16 protein-coding genes are annotated in these 17,070 nt (G+C 66.7%); 4 read left to right on the top strand and 12 right to left on the bottom strand.

The features are described 5' to 3' along the window. Nucleotides 1–111: 111 nt before the first annotated feature. From EOD43_RS12760 to EOD43_RS12720, 9 genes are read right to left on the bottom strand one after another with little or no spacing between them, the layout of a single operon-like run. Complete coding sequence (locus tag EOD43_RS12760) at nucleotides 112–714, bottom strand: flagellar basal body-associated FliL family protein (protein WP_127744231.1); 603 nt, start codon at nucleotides 712–714, stop codon at nucleotides 112–114. Between the two features lie 13 nt (nucleotides 715–727). Beyond that, entirely contained in the window at nucleotides 728–2,464 is a 1,737-nt protein-coding gene (locus EOD43_RS12755) for a flagellar hook-length control protein FliK (protein ID WP_127744230.1), read from the bottom strand. Continuing rightward, entirely contained in the window at nucleotides 2,464–2,892 is a 429-nt protein-coding gene (locus tag EOD43_RS12750) for a hypothetical protein (protein WP_127744229.1), read from the bottom strand. The genes EOD43_RS12755 and EOD43_RS12750 overlap by 1 nt, the downstream gene beginning before the upstream one ends. Then, complete coding sequence (locus EOD43_RS12745) at nucleotides 2,892–4,187, bottom strand: FliI/YscN family ATPase (protein WP_127744736.1); 1,296 nt, start codon at nucleotides 4,185–4,187, stop codon at nucleotides 2,892–2,894. The genes EOD43_RS12750 and EOD43_RS12745 overlap by 1 nt, the downstream gene beginning before the upstream one ends. 26 nt (nucleotides 4,188–4,213) lie before the next feature. After that, nucleotides 4,214–4,888, bottom strand: coding sequence for a FliH/SctL family protein (locus EOD43_RS12740; protein ID WP_127744228.1), 675 nt, complete (start codon nucleotides 4,886–4,888; stop codon nucleotides 4,214–4,216). Further along, nucleotides 4,881–5,912 (bottom strand): flagellar motor switch protein FliG, encoded by a 1,032-nt coding sequence (gene fliG, locus EOD43_RS12735; protein ID WP_127744227.1) that lies wholly within the window; start codon nucleotides 5,910–5,912, stop codon nucleotides 4,881–4,883. Before fliG ends, EOD43_RS12740 begins: the two co-directional genes overlap by 8 nt. Continuing rightward, nucleotides 5,905–7,713, bottom strand: coding sequence for a flagellar basal-body MS-ring/collar protein FliF (gene fliF / locus EOD43_RS12730; protein ID WP_127744226.1), 1,809 nt, complete (start codon nucleotides 7,711–7,713; stop codon nucleotides 5,905–5,907). Before fliF ends, fliG begins: the two co-directional genes overlap by 8 nt. Before the next feature lie 3 nt (nucleotides 7,714–7,716). Continuing rightward, nucleotides 7,717–8,070: a flagellar hook-basal body complex protein FliE gene (fliE, locus tag EOD43_RS12725; RefSeq protein ID WP_127744225.1), complete on the bottom strand. Its 354-nt coding sequence runs from the start codon at nucleotides 8,068–8,070 to the stop codon at nucleotides 7,717–7,719. Between the two features lie 11 nt (nucleotides 8,071–8,081). Beyond that, entirely contained in the window at nucleotides 8,082–9,344 is a 1,263-nt protein-coding gene (locus EOD43_RS12720) for a sigma-54 interaction domain-containing protein (RefSeq protein WP_127744224.1), read from the bottom strand. 321 nt (nucleotides 9,345–9,665) lie between these two features. Here EOD43_RS12720 and EOD43_RS12715 point away from each other — a divergent pair, with 321 nt between their 5' ends. The 4 genes from EOD43_RS12715 to EOD43_RS12700 all read left to right on the top strand — a co-directional run bounded on the left by EOD43_RS12715 (nucleotide 9,666) and on the right by EOD43_RS12700 (nucleotide 13,075). Next, a complete protein-coding gene (locus EOD43_RS12715; protein ID WP_127744223.1) occupies nucleotides 9,666–10,490 on the top strand; it encodes a flagellin N-terminal helical domain-containing protein in 825 nt (274 codons plus the stop codon). 225 nt (nucleotides 10,491–10,715) lie between these two features. Then, complete coding sequence (locus tag EOD43_RS12710) at nucleotides 10,716–11,129, top strand: SgcJ/EcaC family oxidoreductase (protein WP_127744222.1); 414 nt, start codon at nucleotides 10,716–10,718, stop codon at nucleotides 11,127–11,129. A gap of 240 nt (nucleotides 11,130–11,369) precedes the next feature. Continuing rightward, nucleotides 11,370–12,194: a flagellin N-terminal helical domain-containing protein gene (locus EOD43_RS12705; RefSeq protein ID WP_127744221.1), complete on the top strand. Its 825-nt coding sequence runs from the start codon at nucleotides 11,370–11,372 to the stop codon at nucleotides 12,192–12,194. Nucleotides 12,195–12,310: 116 nt separating this feature from the next. Further along, nucleotides 12,311–13,075, top strand: a complete 765-nt coding sequence (locus EOD43_RS12700; RefSeq protein ID WP_127744220.1) for a hypothetical protein — start codon at nucleotides 12,311–12,313, stop codon at nucleotides 13,073–13,075. A gap of 152 nt (nucleotides 13,076–13,227) precedes the next feature. On the opposite strand, the gene EOD43_RS12695 is transcribed toward EOD43_RS12700, so the two are convergent. From EOD43_RS12695 to flhA, 3 genes are read right to left on the bottom strand one after another with little or no spacing between them, the layout of a single operon-like run. Next, nucleotides 13,228–13,956: a sigma-70 family RNA polymerase sigma factor gene (locus EOD43_RS12695; protein ID WP_127744219.1), complete on the bottom strand. Its 729-nt coding sequence runs from the start codon at nucleotides 13,954–13,956 to the stop codon at nucleotides 13,228–13,230. Further along, on the bottom strand, nucleotides 13,946–14,776 hold the full coding sequence (locus EOD43_RS12690) for a MinD/ParA family ATP-binding protein (protein ID WP_127744218.1): 831 nt from the start codon (nucleotides 14,774–14,776) through the stop codon (nucleotides 13,946–13,948). Before EOD43_RS12690 ends, EOD43_RS12695 begins: the two co-directional genes overlap by 11 nt. Next, nucleotides 14,773–16,905: a flagellar biosynthesis protein FlhA gene (gene flhA / locus EOD43_RS12685; protein ID WP_127744217.1), complete on the bottom strand. Its 2,133-nt coding sequence runs from the start codon at nucleotides 16,903–16,905 to the stop codon at nucleotides 14,773–14,775. Before flhA ends, EOD43_RS12690 begins: the two co-directional genes overlap by 4 nt. Between the last annotated feature and the right edge of the window lie 165 nt (nucleotides 16,906–17,070).

Raw genomic sequence — 17,070 nt, 5'->3', positions numbered from 1 at the left:
CGTGGTTAACAAATTGGTTGTCCCCACGCGGAGGGCGTCCGGCAGCGATGGAAAAAGAAAAGGCCGGCTCGCTTGCGCGAACCGGCCTCCCAAAATCGGTTGTGGATTGACTTATTGAACAACCAGGCTGGTGAAATAGACGTTGTCTACACCACCAAAACCTTCATGTTCGCGCAGGACCTTGTTGATCGTATCCTTCAGCGCCTTCTGAAGTTTCACCTTGCCCTCGGGCGTCTGGATGCTGAAGGCATCCTGATCGGCGAGGGTCATCAGGACGGCCGAACGGATCGGCATTTCGTCATTCTTGATGTTGTCCAGCACCTTGGCGTCATAATAGGTCGAGATGCCGAGGCCGACCTGGGCGAAGCCATCCGAATCGCGCAGGTTCGACGTGAACGGCTGCTCGAAGGTATAATAGGTCGCCTTATACTTGGTCGGATCGGGCGACTTGTCGCTCTCGATGCCATCCGAAGGCAGCGACGTCTTTTCGCCGCCATGCCCTTCGTCGGCGCCTTCCTTCTTCACGAGCTTGGGCGCGTTGGGATCCTCGGGCTCTTCCTTGTGGTGCGCGCCGCCGGCCAGGCCCGCGCCGGCCGCATACAGGCCCGCGCCAACGCCGCCGCCGACCAGCACAAGGGCGGCCACGACCATCATCAGGATCTTCATCATCCCGCCCTTCTTCTTGGGCTTGGGGGCTGCAGCTGCATCGGCCATCGGTTACTTCCCGTTACGCATAGCGATCATCGTCGTCGCGGGTCGCCGATTCGGCCGGCTCCTCGCGCATGGTCGACGTGGATCGCACAGAATGCTTAGCATCTTGTGAAGACTGTTGGCCGGACTGGTTCTGGGCCTGGCCCTGGCCGGTCATGTTCGATGCGTTCGAACCTTGGCGGTTCGACAGATCGACCTTGGTTTCGGCGATCGTCAGCCCCTGCTGGCGCGCTTCGGCGATCAGGCGCGGCTGTGCGTCGGCAATGATCTTCTGCGCGTCGGCACTATCGGCGGTGAACTTGATCGAAGCCCCGCTCGCGCTGTTCGCGATCTCGACCGTCAGCGCGCCCAGGCGCTCGGGGTTGAGCTGGAACTTCAGATGGCCGTTGGTCGCGGCCGCCATGTTGATGTCGCGCGTCAGCTGATCGAGCCACTGCGTATCGCGGGCGAGATCGAGATGGCGTTCGACCGGCTGATTGTCGACAGGCGCAGCAGGAGCGGCCTGCGTCGGTGCTTCGGCGCGCGGCGCACGCTCGGGCGCGGCGGCGACCGGTGTCGGCTGCTGTTCCACGGACGGAGCATCGGCGAACGATACGGCATCGTCGTCGACCTTCTCGGCGCGCGGCGCTTCGGCCTTTGCCGGTTCGGCACGCGCATCGATATGCGGAGCGACGACCTTGGGCGCGGCGGCTGCGACCGGAGCCGTATCGGGCAGCGGAGCGGTGGGCGCGGGCGCCTGCTCCGCGATGACGGGCGCTGCCGCGACGATGGGTGTCGGGGTTGCGACCGGGGCGACCGGAGCGGCATCGGCGATAACGGTCGGTTGGGTGGGCGCAGGCTGCGCGTCGGCCGTCTCGATCGGATTGATCACGGTCGGCGCTACTGCGGTCGCGACTACGGCTGCGACTTCAGTGACCGGAGCTGCCGGGGCCGGCGTAGCAGGCGCTGCGACCTGAATGACCGGCTGAGCGGCGACCGGCGTCACCACCGGCGCGGCATCGGGCGTCTGGACGAGGGCGGGCTGCGGCATCGGCTCAGCATCGATCACGGCCGCACGCGCCTTGAGCGCGGCGAGGACGGTCGCGGTGTCGAGCGGCGCAGTGGTGGCCGCCTTCGGCAGGGTCACGACGGTCGTAGCGACCGTCGGCACTTCGATATCGACCGCCGTGTCGGGCAGATCCGGGCTCGGCGCGTCGGCGACGATTGCGGGCGCGGGCGCCTCGGTCGATGCCTGGGCGAGCACCTGCTGCAGCGCAGCCGGAACGTTCGTGAGCGCGACCGGGGTGGTGTCGACGATCGGGGCCATGATCGTCGGCGCGGTGATCGTCGGCGTCGCGGGCGCATCGGTCGTGACGACGGGCGTCGCGGCCGGCGGCTGCGTCATCGCGGCATTCGCCATCTGGATGAGCGCGAGGACGGCGGTCACGCCTTCGCCCGCCGCCGCGGTCAGCGCGTCGGGGGAGGGGGTGGGCGTCGTCGCGGTCTGCAGCGTCACGACATTGTCGGTCGTGCCTTCGCTGTCGGCATCCTTGTCGTCGCTGTCGGTCGATGCGCTCTTGGGAAGCGCGGTCTCGTCCTTCGCAGCACCCTCATCCGTGGTGCGGGCGCGATCGAGCAGCTTGTTGAAGGCGGGTGCAGGCGCGGCGGGCGCGCCACCGTTCGGCGCGGGCGCCGGGTTCGGAGCCTGCGGGGCTGGCGATACGCTGGTGATACTGGTCAACGCAGAGGAAGCGGCGAGGGCTGCTAGCGTCATCAATAATCCCCCTTCTCAAAATGTCCGGGCCGGCGGCGGAAAGGCACGGCGCTGCGCTGTTCGAGCCAGGCGGCAAGCGCCTGACCTGCGCGGGCGTCGAGCTTTTCGGCGCCTTCCTGTTTCTGTCGGGCTTCAAGCCGTTCGGCGGCACGCTGGCTGGCCAACACCTTGGCGCTGGCGATCGCATCGCCCATCGAATGGCGCGCCTTGTCGAGCCGGTTGGCAAGTTCGCCACGGTTCTGAAGCGCGGCGCCGCTGGTCGCGCCGACGGGCACGGTCAGGCTGTCGCGCAGCTCGGCGAGGCGCGTGACGCTCATTTCGAGCTGCGCGACCTTCGCATCGGCGTTCGATTGTTCGGCAGCGGCGAGCAGATGCTGCGCACCACGGATACGCGCAACCCGCGCACGACGTTCGGCCATCGCCTTCATCAGCCAAACCTCTCAAGCAATGCCTGGTTCGACGCGGCGTAATCGACGCGTTCCTTCTGGTCCTGCCCGATAAACTCTAAGATTTCGTCATGGCGCTGGATCGCGATGTCGATCACCGGATCGCTGCCCGCGCGATAGGCGCCCATCAGGACGAGATCGCGATTTTCTTCATAAAGCGACCACAGGCGGCGCAGGATCTGCGCGGCGCGCTGATGCTCCGGGGTCACGATGTCGCTCATCACGCGGCTCAGCGACTTGCCCACGTCGATCGCGGGGAAAACGCCCTGCTCGGCAAGGCCACGCGACAGGATGATGTGCCCGTCGACGATCGCGCGCGCGGTATCGACGATGGGATCGTCGGTATCGTCGCCGTCGGCGAGGACGGTGTAGAGTGCGGTGATCGATCCGCCGGTGACGACATCGACGCCCGCACGCTCGACAAGGCGCGGGATCAGACCGAGCGCGGAGGGCGGATAGCCCTTCATCGTCGGCGGTTCGCCCAGCGACAGGCCGATTTCGCGCTGCGCATGGGCGACGCGGGTCAGGCTGTCGATCAGCAGCAGGACGCGCTTGCCCTGGCTGCGGAAATATTCGGCGATCGCGGTTGCGCGCATCGCGGCGCGCAGGCGCAGCAGCGGCGGATGATCGGCGGGGACGGCCACGACGACGCTCTTCTGGCGGACGGGGCCGCTGAGCTTGGTGGCCAGGAAGTCGCTGACTTCGCGGCTGCGTTCGCCGACCAGGCCGACGACGATGATGTCGGCATCGGCGCCGGCGATCATCTGCCCCATCAGCACCGATTTGCCGACGCCCGAACCGGCGGCGATCGCGATACGTTGGCCAACGCCGGCGGTGAGCAGTGCGTTGATCGCGCGAACGCCCATGTCGAACGGCTCGGTCACGCGGGCGCGATCGAGCGGGTTGCCGCGACGGCCGGCCAGCGGCCAGCGATCGGCGGTGGAGATCGGGCCGAGGCCGTCGATCGGATTGCCCAGCGCGTCCATTACGCGGCCGAGCAGGCCATCGCCGACATCGACGTTGCCACCACGACGATCGGGTTCGATCCGCGCGCCGGCGCTGTGCGGGGCATCCGAATCGAGCGCCATCAGGAGCGTGCGGTCGCCACGGAAGCCGACGACTTCGGCGAGCGCGGCGTGGCCATCGGCATCGATGACGCGGGCATTGGAGCCGACCGGCATGGGGAAGCCGGTCGCCTCCAGCATGAGGCCGTCATAGGAGACGAGCTTGCCCACACGGCGCGGGCCGGCATGGTCGAGTTCGACCGTCGCCAGCATCGCTCCTGCGGTGCGCGTCAGATTGTTCACCGCGGCAGGCCCATATTGTCGAGCTGCTGGCGCAGCTTGGCGAGGCGGACCTGCGGACCATCCTCGATCCAGCCTTCGCCGCTTTCGAGCACGATCGAACCGGGCATCAGATGATGATCGGGCGCGGTCGGCAGCGGCAGGTCGAGGCCCTGAAGCCGTTCGATATCGTCGGGGTGCAGGCGCAGGCGGGCAGGGCCGCTTTCGGCGGTGATCAGTTCGGCGAGGTCGATCGCGCGTTCACGCAGCGTTTCGACGTCGACCTGCACTTCGCCCACCACCTGCTTGACGAAGCGGGCGACGGTTTCGGCGAGGATCGCGGCGAGCGGGGCAGCGGGCTCGGCCTGCAGCGCCTCGGTCGCGCGCATCAGGGCAGCGAGCGCCTGGCGTTCGGCGGCGAATTCGGCCATCACGACTTCGCGGCCCTGATCGAAGCCGGCGGCGAAGGCGTCGGCGACCATCTGATCGACGTCGGGCGCAGGCTCGGCCACCGGGGCTTCGTCATCATGCGAAGCGGCACGGCGATCGGTCGCGACGAAGCCACGATCCGCGGCGCGACGGCCGGGATTGCGGCTCTCGGTCCACGGCGTGAAGCCGCCGCCGACCGACGGGCGTGCCCAGGGTTCGGTACGCGTGGCGCCGGCGGAGAGTTCGGGGTGCCAGAGATTAGACATAATCGTCGCCCTTGCCGCCAAGATTGATCGCGCCTTCGGCAGCGAGTTTGCGGGCCGTAGCCAGCATGTTCTTCTGCGCTTCCTGCACTTCGGCCAGGCGCATCGGGCCGCGATCCGCGATCTCGTCCTGGATCGACTGGGCCGCGCGGCTCGACATGCAGCCGAAGATCTTCTGGCGCAGCTTTTCGTCCGCGCCCTTGAGCGCGACGACGAGCGTGTCGTTGTCGACGGCGCGCAGCAGCGTGCCGAGGTTCTTTTCGTCGACGCCCAGCAGGTTGTCGAAGACGAACATCTCTTCTTCGATCGTGCGAGCGAGGGTCTTGTCGAGCTTCTGCAGTGCCTTGATGATCCGCTGTTCGGCCGACTTGCGCGACGAATTGACGATCTTGGCGGCCTCGCCCGCGCCACCGCGCTGGGTGGCGGCGCCGGTCGGCACGCTCTTGGTCGGGCGGTTCATCAGCTCTTCGAGTTCGGCGAGCGCGGTTTCGGGAACCGGGCCGAGCGTCGCGACGCGATAGACCAGATCGGCCTGCTTATCCTCGGGCAGAAGCTGCAGCACGTCGGCCGCGACCTGCGATTCGAGGTGCGCGAGGACGAGGGCGGCGATCTGCGGATGCTCGGGCTCGATGGTCGCGGCGATGGTGCGCGCGTCCATCCACTTGAGGTTTTCAAGCGCGTTGACGTGCTTCACCGGGGTGATGCGCTGCAGAACCTTGTCGGCCTTTTCCTGGCCGAGCGCCTTGTGCATCATGCCCTTGATCTGGCGATCGACCCCGAAACCCAGCGTGGTGCGGACCCGGGCGCGTTCGACGAAGGTGTCGAGAACGCCTTCGATCTCCGGCTCCGAGATGTTGGCCACGCCGAACATCGCGCCGCCGAGGTGCTGGACCTCGTCCGGATCGAGGCGCGAGAGCACCTTCGCAGCCTCGTCCTCGCCGAGCAGCATCATCAGGATCGCGGCGACCTGGCTGCCCGACGGGGGCAGCGCTTCGCCTTCGGGTTCAGGGGCGATATCGTCAGCCATTTGCAGCCTCGGCTCCGGGCATATCGGCGCGGATCAGGTCACGAACAACGAGCGCGGCGCGATCCGGATCCTGGCGAACGAAGTTGCGGATCAATTCGGCGCGGTTCGCATAGCCCGGCGTCGCTTCGATCATTTCGAGCGTGACCTGCTTGCTGGGATCGGTCAGCGCCTCGTTGGCGAGCGCGGCGGCGATCTCCTGACGGACCTCGTTCGAACCGCCGGGGCCGGAGAGGGCGGCGACGCCACCCGCACCGCTACCAGCCGAACCGAGCGCACCCGCCGCCGTACCGGCGCGGCCAGCGAGGCCGGCCTGACCACCCGAAAGGGCGGCGCGGGTCGCGGCGGTCAGTTCGCGGGCTGCCTTGGCTTCGGCGGCCTGAGCAGCGCGCTTCTTGAGCATCGGCTTGGCGACGCCGAAGACGAGCAGCGCGACGACGAGCAGGGCCGAAAGGTTGCGAGCCAGCGTCGAGACCCAGGGGGCATCGAACCAGTTCGGCTTGACCTCGGTTTCCTCGGCGACCGCGAAGCTGCGGGCCGAAAGGGCAACCACGTCGCCGCGGGCCTGATCGGCGCCCACCGCACCGCGGATCAACGTTTCGATCGAGGCGAGCTCCGCGCGGCTGAACTTCTTCGAACCTTCGCGCAGGGCCACCGCGACCGACAGGCGCTTGACGGTGCCGACCTGCGCCTTTGTGACCGAGACTTCGCGGCCCAGTTCGTAGGTGCGGTTATATTCTTCGCTGGTCTTGTTCTGGTTGGCCGCATCGGTGGTGCCGGGGGCCGGCATCGTCTGCTGCGGCGCGGCCGAGACCTGGCTGGCGACCGGGGGCTGGTTCGACAGCGCGCCGGGGATGCCACCGGCTTCGCCGGTCTTGTCGCCCGTCCAGCCGCCGGTCTCGGCGCGCAGAACCTGCGCATCCTTGGGGAAGCTTTCGCGGGTCGCCTGCGTCTGGGTGAAGTCGACGTCGGCGTGAACCTCTGCGGTGAAGTTGCCCGGGCCGACGATCGGCGTCAGGATCTTGGAGAGCGCCTCCATATAGCGCGCTTCCATCTTGTTCTGGATATCGACCTGACGGTTCGATTCAGCGGCCAGCGGATCGCTGCCCGAAGACGAAAGGAGGCGGCCCGCCTGGTCGACGATCGACACGGCGTCGGGCGAAAGGCCCGGAACCGACGAGGCGACGAGGTGGACGATCGCCTGAACCTGCGCTTCCGAAAGAGTGCGGCCGGCGCGCAGACGCAGCATCACCGATGCCTGCGGCTTGGCTTCGTCGCGGATGAAGACGCTGGGCTGTTCGGCGGCGATATGAACCTTAGCGGTGTCAACGCTGTCGATCGCCTCGATCGTGCGGGCGAGATCCATCTCACGCGCGCCGCGCAGCTTTTCACCTTCGACCGCGCGGCTGGCGCCCAGCGGGAGCGAGTCGATCATGCTGTCGCCCGAGGGGGCCGACTTCGGCAGGCCCTGCTGCGCGAGCAGCATCTTGGCCTGATAGAAGCTGGTTTCGGGAACGGTCAGCGCGCCGGTGTCGCGGTTGACCTCGTAAGGGATGTTCGCGGTCTTGAGCGCGTCGGCGACGGCGGCCTTGTCCGCATCGCCCATACCGGCGAACAGGTCGCGCTGCGGCGCGCCCGACATCGACATCCACATCAGCGCGCCGATGCCGAGAAGGGCGATCAGCCCCATCATCGGCAGGCTGCGCTGGATCGCAGGCTGCCCGACGAAGGCCTTCGCCTTGTCGAGGAGGTTCGCGGCACCTGCGGCGGCGGGGACGGTGGTGGGGAGGGTCGCGTCAGCCATAAATTACACCGGCATGCTCATGATGTCCTTATACGCGGACAGGAGTTTGTTGCGGACCTGCAGGGTTGCCTGGAAACCGACATTTGCCTGTTCCCGCTGCAGCATGACCGCGGCGATGTCGTTCGTTTCACCGCGCTCGTAGCTTTCGGTGATCGACGCCGCCTTGGTCTGCTGCGTGTTGACCGAAGTCAGCGCGTCGCGGAGCGAGGCGGTAAAGTTGCTATCCGTCGCGCCGTTGACCGCGCCGACGCCACCAATCGGGGCGGCGGGGGCGGCAGCGGCCTTCTGCAGAGCGGAGTTCTGCTGAAGGATGGCGTTACGCATCGCCATCAGGTTGGATGTGTTGATCGTGGTCATCGATCAGATCCTCAAGCCGCCCGGGCTTCGCGGATGTCCGCGAGCCGGTAGCGCAACGTGCGCTCGGAAATGCCAAGGCGCTCGGCGGCGCGCTGGCGATGGCCGCCGGTTGCGGCAAGAGCTTCTTCGATCGCGCGGGCATTCGCGTCGCGGCGGGCGTCGGCCAGCGAGACGGGCGCGTTGACCGCGGGGGCGATCACTTCGACCGGGGCGAGGCGCGGGGCCTGCGATAGCGCGGTGTCGATCATCAGGTCGGCGGCTTCGATCCGGTCGCCGTCGCGCAGCATCAGCGCGCGCTGCAGAACGTTTTCGAGTTCGCGGACATTGCCGGCCCAGCCATGCGCCATCAGACGGTCGAGCGCATTGGCGGTCGGCCAGGCGAAGCTGTCGGCGGCGGGAGTGTGGCGCAGAAGGAGGGCGGCGGTGATCGCGCGGATATCCTGGCGGCGATCACGCAGGGCCTTCAGGTTCAGCGGCATCACGTTGACGCGCCAGTAAAGGTCGGCGCGGAACCGGCCGGCTTCGACTTCGGCGGCCAGATCGCGGTTGGCGGCGGCGATGATGCGGACGTCGACCGCGATCGGGGCGGTTGCACCGACGGGGAGGACTTCGCGCTCCTGGATCGCGCGGAGCAGCTTTGCCTGCAGCGCGAGCGGGAGTTCGGCGATTTCGTCGAGGAGGAGCGTGCCGCCCTCGGCCGCGCGGAACAGGCCTTCGCCAGCGCCGCTCGCGCCGGTGAAGGCACCCTTCTGGTGACCGAACAGCATCGCTTCGAGCATCGTTTCGGGCAGCGCGGCGCAGTTGACGGCGACGAACGGCTTGTCGGCGCGATTGCTGGTCGCGTGGATGAAGCGGGCGAGGCCTTCCTTGCCGGTGCCGGTTTCACCCAGAACCAGAACCGTCGCGTCGTGGCGGGCGACGCGGGCGGCGAGGTTCAGGAAGGCGGCGCTCTCGGGCTCGCCGCAGGCCGGCATGGCGGGGCGGCGGACCAGTTCGGCGATCAGCGCGTGGCCGAACGCCATGTCTTCGAAACCGAAGACCAGCTGGGTCGGGCGGCCGATGGTGGCGCGGCGCAGCATCGGGGCGCCGTCGGCGAAGTCGATCAGGATGTCGTGCTGGCGGGCCAGCTCACGCTCGGTGACGTGCAGGATGCGGACGGCGTCGCGGGCCGGGGCGGCAGCGGGATCGACGCGAGCGACCTCAACCCCTGCGCCCTTGAGCCAGGCGGTGAGGGTGGGGTGGGAGCCCTGAGCCTTTTCGCTGATGCCGATCATCGTGCAGTGCCTCAAGCAATTCCTTGTGAAGCATCCTTACCGCCGAATTAACTAACAAAGTCTTTATGACCGCGCGCCGCGCGCACCCGGGATATTGCGTAGGCGCATGCTCGCACGCGCCCTTACGCGCGCGAGCGCGAGGGGCCCCATAAACCCAATAAAATCACGATTTATTTCGCGGTTTTCCGCCAAAAAGGGTCAAAAACAGCAAGCCGTGAATTTTTCTGGTTAAAGCCCCGCCGCAACCGGCCGTTACTGGTTTCGAGGCGACGACGGCCAGCAGCCCCGGATCGCCGATCGATTAAACGAAGGATTGATCTCATGACCGTCATCAACACCAACATCTCGTCGCTCCGCTCGCAGAACGCCAGCCGTCTGGCCGACAAGGCCCTCGGCACCGCAATGGAGCGCCTGTCGAGCGGCAAGCGCATCAACTCGGCCAAGGACGACGCGGCCGGCATGGCGATCGCCAGCTCGATGACCTCCTCGGTCCGCGGCATGACCGTCGCGATCCGCAACGCCAACGACGGCATTTCGCTGGCGCAGACCGCGGAAGGCGCGCTGGGCGAAGTGACCAACATGCTCCAGCGTATCCGTGAGCTGGCCGTCCAGGCCGCCAACGGCACCTACCAGGCTTCGGACCGCGCCAACCTGCAGACCGAAGTCGCCGCCCTCCAGGCGCAGATGACCGACGTTGTCACGAACACCAAGTTCAACGGCAACACGCTGTTCTCGGCCACCACGACGGCCGCGACCTTCGACATCCAGACCGGCATCAACTCGGGTGACCGTACGACCATCTCGGTCAGCGGCCTCGACAAGGTTGCCGCCTCGTACAATGCGACCGTGAAGGTCGACGACGTGACCAACGCTTCGGCCGCCATCGGCATCGCCGATACCGCGCTGACGCAGGTTTCGACGGTCCGCGCTGGCCTGGGTGCCACGCAGAACCGCCTCGAGGCCGCCGTCAACCTGCTGACCGCGAACGTCACGAACCTCTCGGAAGCCCGCTCGCGCATCGAAGACGCGGACTTCTCGGCGGAATCGACGGCTCTCGCCAAGGCGCAGATCTTGTCTCAGGCTTCGACTGCGATGCTGGCGCAGGCGAACCAGAGCCAGCAGACGGTGCTCAGCCTGCTGAAGTAAAACTCAGCACCAGGCTTGATGCCCGCACGGAAGGGCCCTCGGCGAAAGCCGGGGGCCTTTTTCGTTTGTCCTACTTTCGTCCTCCCCCGCCAGGGGGAGGTGGCGCCGAAGGCGACGGAGGGGGAGGGTGGCGGCCAACTCCCAATCATCGCATCCTCCCCCTCCGTCAGCTGCGCTGACACTTCCCCCTGGCGGGGGAGGATTATCCTGTGGCAAGCCACGCTCATGCACCGCCCAGAGGACGCTCCCACCGCCTTCGCCGCCGCTTGGAACGCGCACGACATGGATGCGCTGGGCGCGCTGTTCGACGCCGATGCGCGCTTCGTGAACCGCTTCGGCCGCTATGTGCGCGGCGCGGACGCGATCGTCGCCATGCACCGCCCGATCCACCAAACGATCTACCGGGATTCCACACTCGCCAACGAGCTGATCGACGTGGCGGCGATCGGGGAGGGGGCCGCGATCGTCCACTTCTGGAGCCGGCTCACCACGGGCGCGGCGCATCCCGCAGGGCCGCATTCGGTCGATACGCTGATCCAGGCGGTGCTGGTGCTGGCCGACAGCGGCTGGCGGATCCGGGCGCTGGAGAACGTTACCCTGGCCGATCCGCGCAGCGGCGCGCCCGTGCTGCGCGATTAACCCTGATCGTCGCAGCTTTTTTCGGCCGACCGGCAAGTCGATCGCGGGATGAAATCATCCGCCTAAGCCGGACCGCCAAAATAATATTCGTCTAAAAATCGCAGTCTTCTCAGCTGCGAAGATGGTTAAGGCCGCGCTAACCATCAATTCTACTTAAGGGTGAATTCGGGGGACCGTTACTTCCACCGTGGCGATGGCAGGCTGAGCCCCACCGCCGAGTAAGTAGCGGAAGGATTCATTATGACCGTCATCAACACCAACGTCTCGTCGCTTCGTTCGCAGAACGCCAGCCGTCTGGCTGACAAGCAGCTGTCGACCGCGATGGAGCGCCTGTCGAGCGGCAAGCGCATCAATTCGGCCAAGGACGACGCGGCCGGCATGGCCATCACCTCGTCGATGACCGCTTCGGTCCGCGGCATGAGCGTCGCGATCCGCAACGCCAACGACGGCATCTCGCTGGCGCAGACCGCGGAAGGCGCGCTGGGCGAAGTCACCAACATGCTGCAGCGTGTCCGCGAACTGGCCGTTCAGGCCGCCAACGGCACCTACCAGGCTTCGGACCGCGCCAACCTGCAGACCGAAGTCGCCGCCCTCCAGGCGCAGATGACCGACGTTGTCACGAACACCAAGTTCAACGGTAACGCGCTGTTCTCGGCGACGGCGACCGCGACCACGTTCAACATCCAGACCGGCATCAACTCGGGCGACACGACGACCATCTCGGTCGGTGGCCTCGACAAGGTTGCGGCTTCGTACAACGCCACGGTGAAGGTCGACGACATCACCAACGCTTCGGCCGCCATCGGCATCGCCGACACCGCGCTGACGCAGGTTTCGACGGTCCGCGCTGGCCTGGGTGCTACGCAGAACCGCCTCGACGCCGCCGTCAACGTGCTGACCGCGAACGTCACGAACCTCTCGGAAGCCCGCTCGCGCATCGAAGACGCGGACTTCTCGGCGGAATCGACGGCTCTCGCCAAGGCGCAGATCCTGTCGCAGGCATCGACCGCGATGCTCGCCCAGGCGAACCAGTCGCAGCAGTCGGTGCTGAGCCTGCTCCGCTAAGTTTCGGGCGGCGCCACACCTCCGCCGCCTGATCGGCCCCCGGTATCGCCTTCGCGGCGTGCCGGGGGCTTCGGCGGACGCAAGACACATCGAACAAGCAAGAACGGATGGCAGAGATGGACGCAGGCACTCCGACCCAGGGTTTCGACGAAGCGCTCAAGGCGCTCGAAGCGCTTGAGGAAGACGTGCTGCGCGAAAAGACCATCATGCCGAAGCCGCAGGATGAGCCCGCTCTGGGCATCTCGCTGGGCGATCCGTGCGATACCGACAGCGACACCGCGATCGAAGCCGAGGCTCCCGTCCAGGGTGAGCCCGCCGAGACGCCGGCCGTCGAAGATGCTCTGGAGGCCGCCACGGCCGAGAGCCTCGCCCAAGTTTCTCCGGTCGCCGAAGCGCCCGCCGAGCCGAAGGCTCAGCCGGTCGTCAAGGCGCCGAACCCTCCCGCCGCCGCGTCGAAATTGGGGCTGCTACCCGTCGCGGCGGCGGGAATGGGGGTTTTCGCCAGCCTGCTGTCGGTCGTCGGCCTGATCGTCGCGAGCCGCACGGTCGCCGAAGCCTCGCTCGTCGTCGCCGATGCGCGCGAGCGGCAGGCGCAGATGGTGCAGGTCGGCAAGCTGGTCAGCGATCTCGAAAAGGTTCGCACCAAGCAGATCGAACTGCTCGTGCTGCAGAAGGCCGCGGTCGAAGCCGCGCCGCTCAGCAAGGGCGAACTCAACGCATCGATGGACGCGCTGCGCCTCGATCTGGCGGACAAGCGCGAGGACGATCCGCTCCTGCGCCAGCTGCGCGACGGGCAGAACGAACTTGCGAACATGCTGGGCACGATCGCCACGAAGGTTACGCGGCGCGATCCGGCTGTGGAGAGCGGCGAGGGGCACTGAGTTCGGCCCAACGGCCGATGCCCCGGCCTTGTGCGGGGCCCACGACGAGGTGAGCGCAGCATCCTTCGAAGAATGTTGCGCCACCAGGCCGGTGGACCCCGGATCAAGTCCGGGGTGGCATTATATATAGAGAAGAGAGCGCCGAACGCCCGCTAGACGAGGTCGGACAGCTCTTTTCGTAATCGATCGAGCGCGGATTTCTTGATCTGACAGACCCGCGCCGCGCCGACGCCGAGGGTTTGTCCGATCTCCTCCAGGTTCATTTCCTCCACGAAGTAGAGCTGGAGCACCATCGCCTCGCGTTCGGGAAGTTCCGCGATGTGCGCCGCCAGCGCCGCGCCAAGCTGTTCCCGTTCGATCGTCTCGTCGACGCGCTCCTCGACATCGGCGAACCACATCGACTGGTCCGAATAGACCTCGTCGATCGATTCCAGATAGGAGGCCGCGGTCTCGTCGATCATCGCGCGCATCGCGGCACCGTCGAGGCCCAGCGCATGCGCGAGTTCGGATTCGCTCGGTGGGCGGCCATGCTTCTTTTCAAACTCGGCGCGCGTCTTGGTCAGCAGCTTGCGCTTCTGCATCGCGGAGCGACACATGTTCGCATGCTTGCGCAGATGATCGATCATCGCCCCGCGCACGCGCATCGACGCATAGGTCGAAAAAGCGTGGCCGCGATCCTCGTAGCCGTTCGCCGCCTCGACCAGCGCGATCATGCCGATCTGGCACAGATCCTCGATATCGATCGCCGACGAGACCCGGCCGTGGACGTGCCACGCGATCTTGCGGACCAGCTGCATGTTCGAACGCACGAGATCGTCGGGCCGGGCCTTGGCAGGCTTGCGGCCATAAGTGTGCATCTCGTCCTTGGGATTAATATGCATGGGCTACGGCCTCCATGCCGAAGAAGCAGTCACCGCCGGGGACCGCGCCGATATCCATCGAGTCGATGGTGCGGGCGAGATCGGCGAAGCCGCGCGCGGAAATCGCGCTGGGATATTGATCGACCACACAGCGGCGGCGGCGCGCGGCGGTGCGCACGCGCTCATCCTCCATGATTCCGCCCAGATAGGAGAGGCGGGTGTCGGTCAGGAAACGGGCGGTCACGTCGCGGAAGCGGCGGAACATCTCGCGGCCGGCGATCTCGTCGCCCAGCCGGTTGCCGATGATCGCGATCTCGCGGACGCCATGTTCCAGAGCTAGCAACTTCACGGTGCCATAGGCATCCATGAAGCCATCGCCCTGACCCGACAGGATCACGACCGGAAGATCCGACGATGCGACCATGTCGAGCGTATCGGGATCGGCGCTGCCGGGCGTGTCGACGACGACATAGTCGAGCGAGCGACGGTGCGGGCGGAAGGCGTCGGCCAGCTTGCGGCGCGCGGCCAGATCGACGCGACCGGCGCGATCGACCGGGCCAGCGGGCACGACGAACAGCGCGTCGGGGCCGTCGACGACGATCTGGTCGATCGTGAGACGACCGTCGATCACGTCATTGATCGATTCGCGGGGGCTGAAACCCATCGAGCGGGTGGCGTCGATGGGGCCGGGATCGCAATCGACCAGCATGGTGCGGCGCTTCAGCTTCGACAGCGAGAGCGAGAGGTTCGCGGCGACCGTGGTCTTGCCCACCCCGCTGACGCCGCAGGCGATCGAGATCACGCGGGCGCTGCGCGCTTCGGTATTGGCCCAGTTGGTCATTGTGCCATCTCCATCGGCCGAGCACCCAGCGCGGCGTTATTCACATTGGTGGGGCCGCCGCCGACGACCGCCGCGACCTCGACCGCCTTGCCATCCGGGATTTCCAGGAAGGACATGACGGGCGTTTCGGGCAGGTGCGGCTTCAGGAGCCGCGCGAGCGGGCGACGGGCGACCGGCGAGGTGACGATCGCGAAACGGGTGGCCGAATTGACCAGCGGCAGCGAAGCTTCGGACACCGCGGTGACGATCCGGTTGGCGAGCGCGGGCTCGAACGGGTGGGCGGCGCCGGGGCTGGCGCGCACCGCCTGAGCGAGCAGCGATTCGAGGCCGGCATCGAGCGTCACGACCGGCAGCGGCATCTTCACCGGCACGACCGCCTGGACGATCAGTGCGCCGATACGCGAGCGGACATTTTCGACCAGCGACGGAATGTCGTTCGACTGACCGGCCGAGTCGACCATCGCTTCGGCGATGCGGCGGAAATCCTTGAGCGGCACGCCTTCGGCCAGCAGCGCGCGGGCACAGGCCGCGATCTGGGCGAGGCTGAGCGGGGCGGGGGTGAGGCCGGCGACGAGCTGCGGTGCTACTTCCTTGAGCGCGTCGAGCAGGTGCTGGGCTTCGTCCATGCCGAACAGGTCGGCGGCGGCGCCGGCGATCATCTGGTTCAGGTGGGTCGCGACGACGGTGGCCGGATCAACGACGGTGTAGCCCGCAACGATCGCTTCGCCGCGCTTTTCGGGTGCGATCCACACGGCTTCGAGGCCGAAGCTGGGATCGCGGCAGTCGCGGCCGTCGACCTTGCCTTCGAGATCGCCGCTGTCGAGCGCGAGCAGCTCGTCCGGCCACGCTTCGTCTTCGCCGACGACGACGCCGGCGACGGTGATGCGATAGGCGTTGGGGGCGAGCGAGAGATTGTCACGAACGCGAACCATCGGAACGACGAAGCCGAGTTCGCGGCTGAGCTGGCGGCGGATGCCGGTGATGCGCGCCATCAGCGGCGCGCCCTTGCGCTCGTCGACCAGGCCGACCAGGCCATAGCCGAGTTCGAGGCCCAGCGCGGCGCCGTCCGAAACCTCGTCCCAGCCGATATTGGTCGGGGCGGTGGTGGGGGCGGCGTCGGCGGCGACGATGTCGAGCGCGGTCTCGTCCACCTTGGGCTTGCGCAGCTTCCACGCGATGAAGCCCGCAATGCCGGTCGCGCACATCATGATGAAATGCGGCATACCGGGCATGATGCCGAGCAGGCCGAGGATGCCGGCGACCGGGGTCCAGGCGCGAGCCGAGCCGAATTGGCTGGTGATCTGGCCCGAAAGATCGAGCGGCGAGGACACGCGCGTGACGATCGAGGCGGCGGCGATCGAGAGCAGGAGCGCGGGCACCTGCGCGACCAGCGCGTCGCCGATCGCGAGCACGATATAGGTCGATGCCGCTTCGCTCATCGACAAACCGTGGCTGACCACGCCGAGGACGAGGCCACCCAGAATGTTGATGACGAGGATCAGGACGCCGGCAACGGCGTCGCCCTTCACGAACTTCGACGCACCGTCCATCGAACCGTAGAAGTCCGCTTCGGTGGCGACTTCCTGGCGGCGCAGTTTGGCTTCGTCGGGGGTGAGCAGGCCGGCGTTCAGATCGGCGTCGATCGCCATCTGCTTGCCGGGCATCGCATCCAGGGTGAAGCGCGCCGAAACTTCCGAAACGCGGCCCGCGCCCTTAGTGATGACGACCAGGTTGATCACCATCAGGATGCTGAAAACGAAGATACCGACGGCATAATCGCCGCCGATCAGGAACTGGCCGAACGCCTCGATCACATGGCCGGCGGCCGCGCCACCCGTATGCCCGTCGACCAGCACGACGCGGGTCGAAGCGACGTTGAGCGCGAGTCGCAGCAGCGTGGCGAAGAGAAGTACGGTCGGGAAGGACGAGAAGTCGAGCGGCTTGGCGGCGTTCAGCGCGACCATCAGCACGGCCAGCGAGATCATGATGTTGGTGATGAAGCCGACATCGAGCAGCACCGACGGGATCGGCACGACCATCAGGCCGACCAGCATCAAAGTGGCGAGCGGAAGGATCGCGCCTTTCAGCGATCCTGCCCACACCTTCTTGTTCAACGCGGCACTGGCCATCGGACCCTCAGTTCCTTCTGGAGACAGAGGGTGAATGCCCGGAACGTGGTTAAGAAAGGTTTACGGTCCAACGACGGTAACGACCGGATGCGTTGGAACTTTAGGGGAAAAATGCGTGAGGGCGGTTAGACATTGGTCTTAACCGCTCGAATTTCCCTTAATCGT

The sequence above is a fragment of the Sphingomonas crocodyli genome (genome assembly GCF_004005865.1).
GTDB lineage: Bacteria > Pseudomonadota > Alphaproteobacteria > Sphingomonadales > Sphingomonadaceae > Rhizorhabdus > Rhizorhabdus crocodyli.
Note: the sequence above shows the minus strand (reverse complement) of the source record. Positions and strands in the feature narration are given on the sequence as shown.

Excerpts from the sequence above, each read along its gene's own strand:
- EOD43_RS12760 (WP_127744231.1), bottom strand. The coding sequence starts at position 714 with ATGGCCGATGCAGCTGCAGCCCCCAAGCCCAAGAAGAAGGGCGGGATG.
- EOD43_RS12755 (WP_127744230.1), bottom strand. The coding sequence starts at position 2,464 with ATGACGCTAGCAGCCCTCGCCGCTTCCTCTGCGTTGACCAGTATCACC.
- EOD43_RS12750 (WP_127744229.1), bottom strand. The coding sequence starts at position 2,892 with ATGAAGGCGATGGCCGAACGTCGTGCGCGGGTTGCGCGTATCCGTGGT.
- EOD43_RS12745 (WP_127744736.1), bottom strand. The coding sequence starts at position 4,187 with ATGCTGGCGACGGTCGAACTCGACCATGCCGGCCCGCGCCGTGTGGGC.
- EOD43_RS12740 (WP_127744228.1), bottom strand. The coding sequence starts at position 4,888 with ATGTCTAATCTCTGGCACCCCGAACTCTCCGCCGGCGCCACGCGTACC.
- fliG (WP_127744227.1), bottom strand. The coding sequence starts at position 5,912 with ATGGCTGACGATATCGCCCCTGAACCCGAAGGCGAAGCGCTGCCCCCG.
- fliF (WP_127744226.1), bottom strand. The coding sequence starts at position 7,713 with ATGGCTGACGCGACCCTCCCCACCACCGTCCCCGCCGCCGCAGGTGCC.
- fliE (WP_127744225.1), bottom strand. The coding sequence starts at position 8,070 with ATGACCACGATCAACACATCCAACCTGATGGCGATGCGTAACGCCATC.
- EOD43_RS12720 (WP_127744224.1), bottom strand. The coding sequence starts at position 9,344 with ATGATCGGCATCAGCGAAAAGGCTCAGGGCTCCCACCCCACCCTCACC.
- EOD43_RS12715 (WP_127744223.1), top strand. The coding sequence starts at position 9,666 with ATGACCGTCATCAACACCAACATCTCGTCGCTCCGCTCGCAGAACGCC.
- EOD43_RS12710 (WP_127744222.1), top strand. The coding sequence starts at position 10,716 with ATGCACCGCCCAGAGGACGCTCCCACCGCCTTCGCCGCCGCTTGGAAC.
- EOD43_RS12705 (WP_127744221.1), top strand. The coding sequence starts at position 11,370 with ATGACCGTCATCAACACCAACGTCTCGTCGCTTCGTTCGCAGAACGCC.
- EOD43_RS12700 (WP_127744220.1), top strand. The coding sequence starts at position 12,311 with ATGGACGCAGGCACTCCGACCCAGGGTTTCGACGAAGCGCTCAAGGCG.
- EOD43_RS12695 (WP_127744219.1), bottom strand. The coding sequence starts at position 13,956 with ATGCATATTAATCCCAAGGACGAGATGCACACTTATGGCCGCAAGCCT.
- EOD43_RS12690 (WP_127744218.1), bottom strand. The coding sequence starts at position 14,776 with ATGACCAACTGGGCCAATACCGAAGCGCGCAGCGCCCGCGTGATCTCG.
- flhA (WP_127744217.1), bottom strand. The coding sequence starts at position 16,905 with ATGGCCAGTGCCGCGTTGAACAAGAAGGTGTGGGCAGGATCGCTGAAA.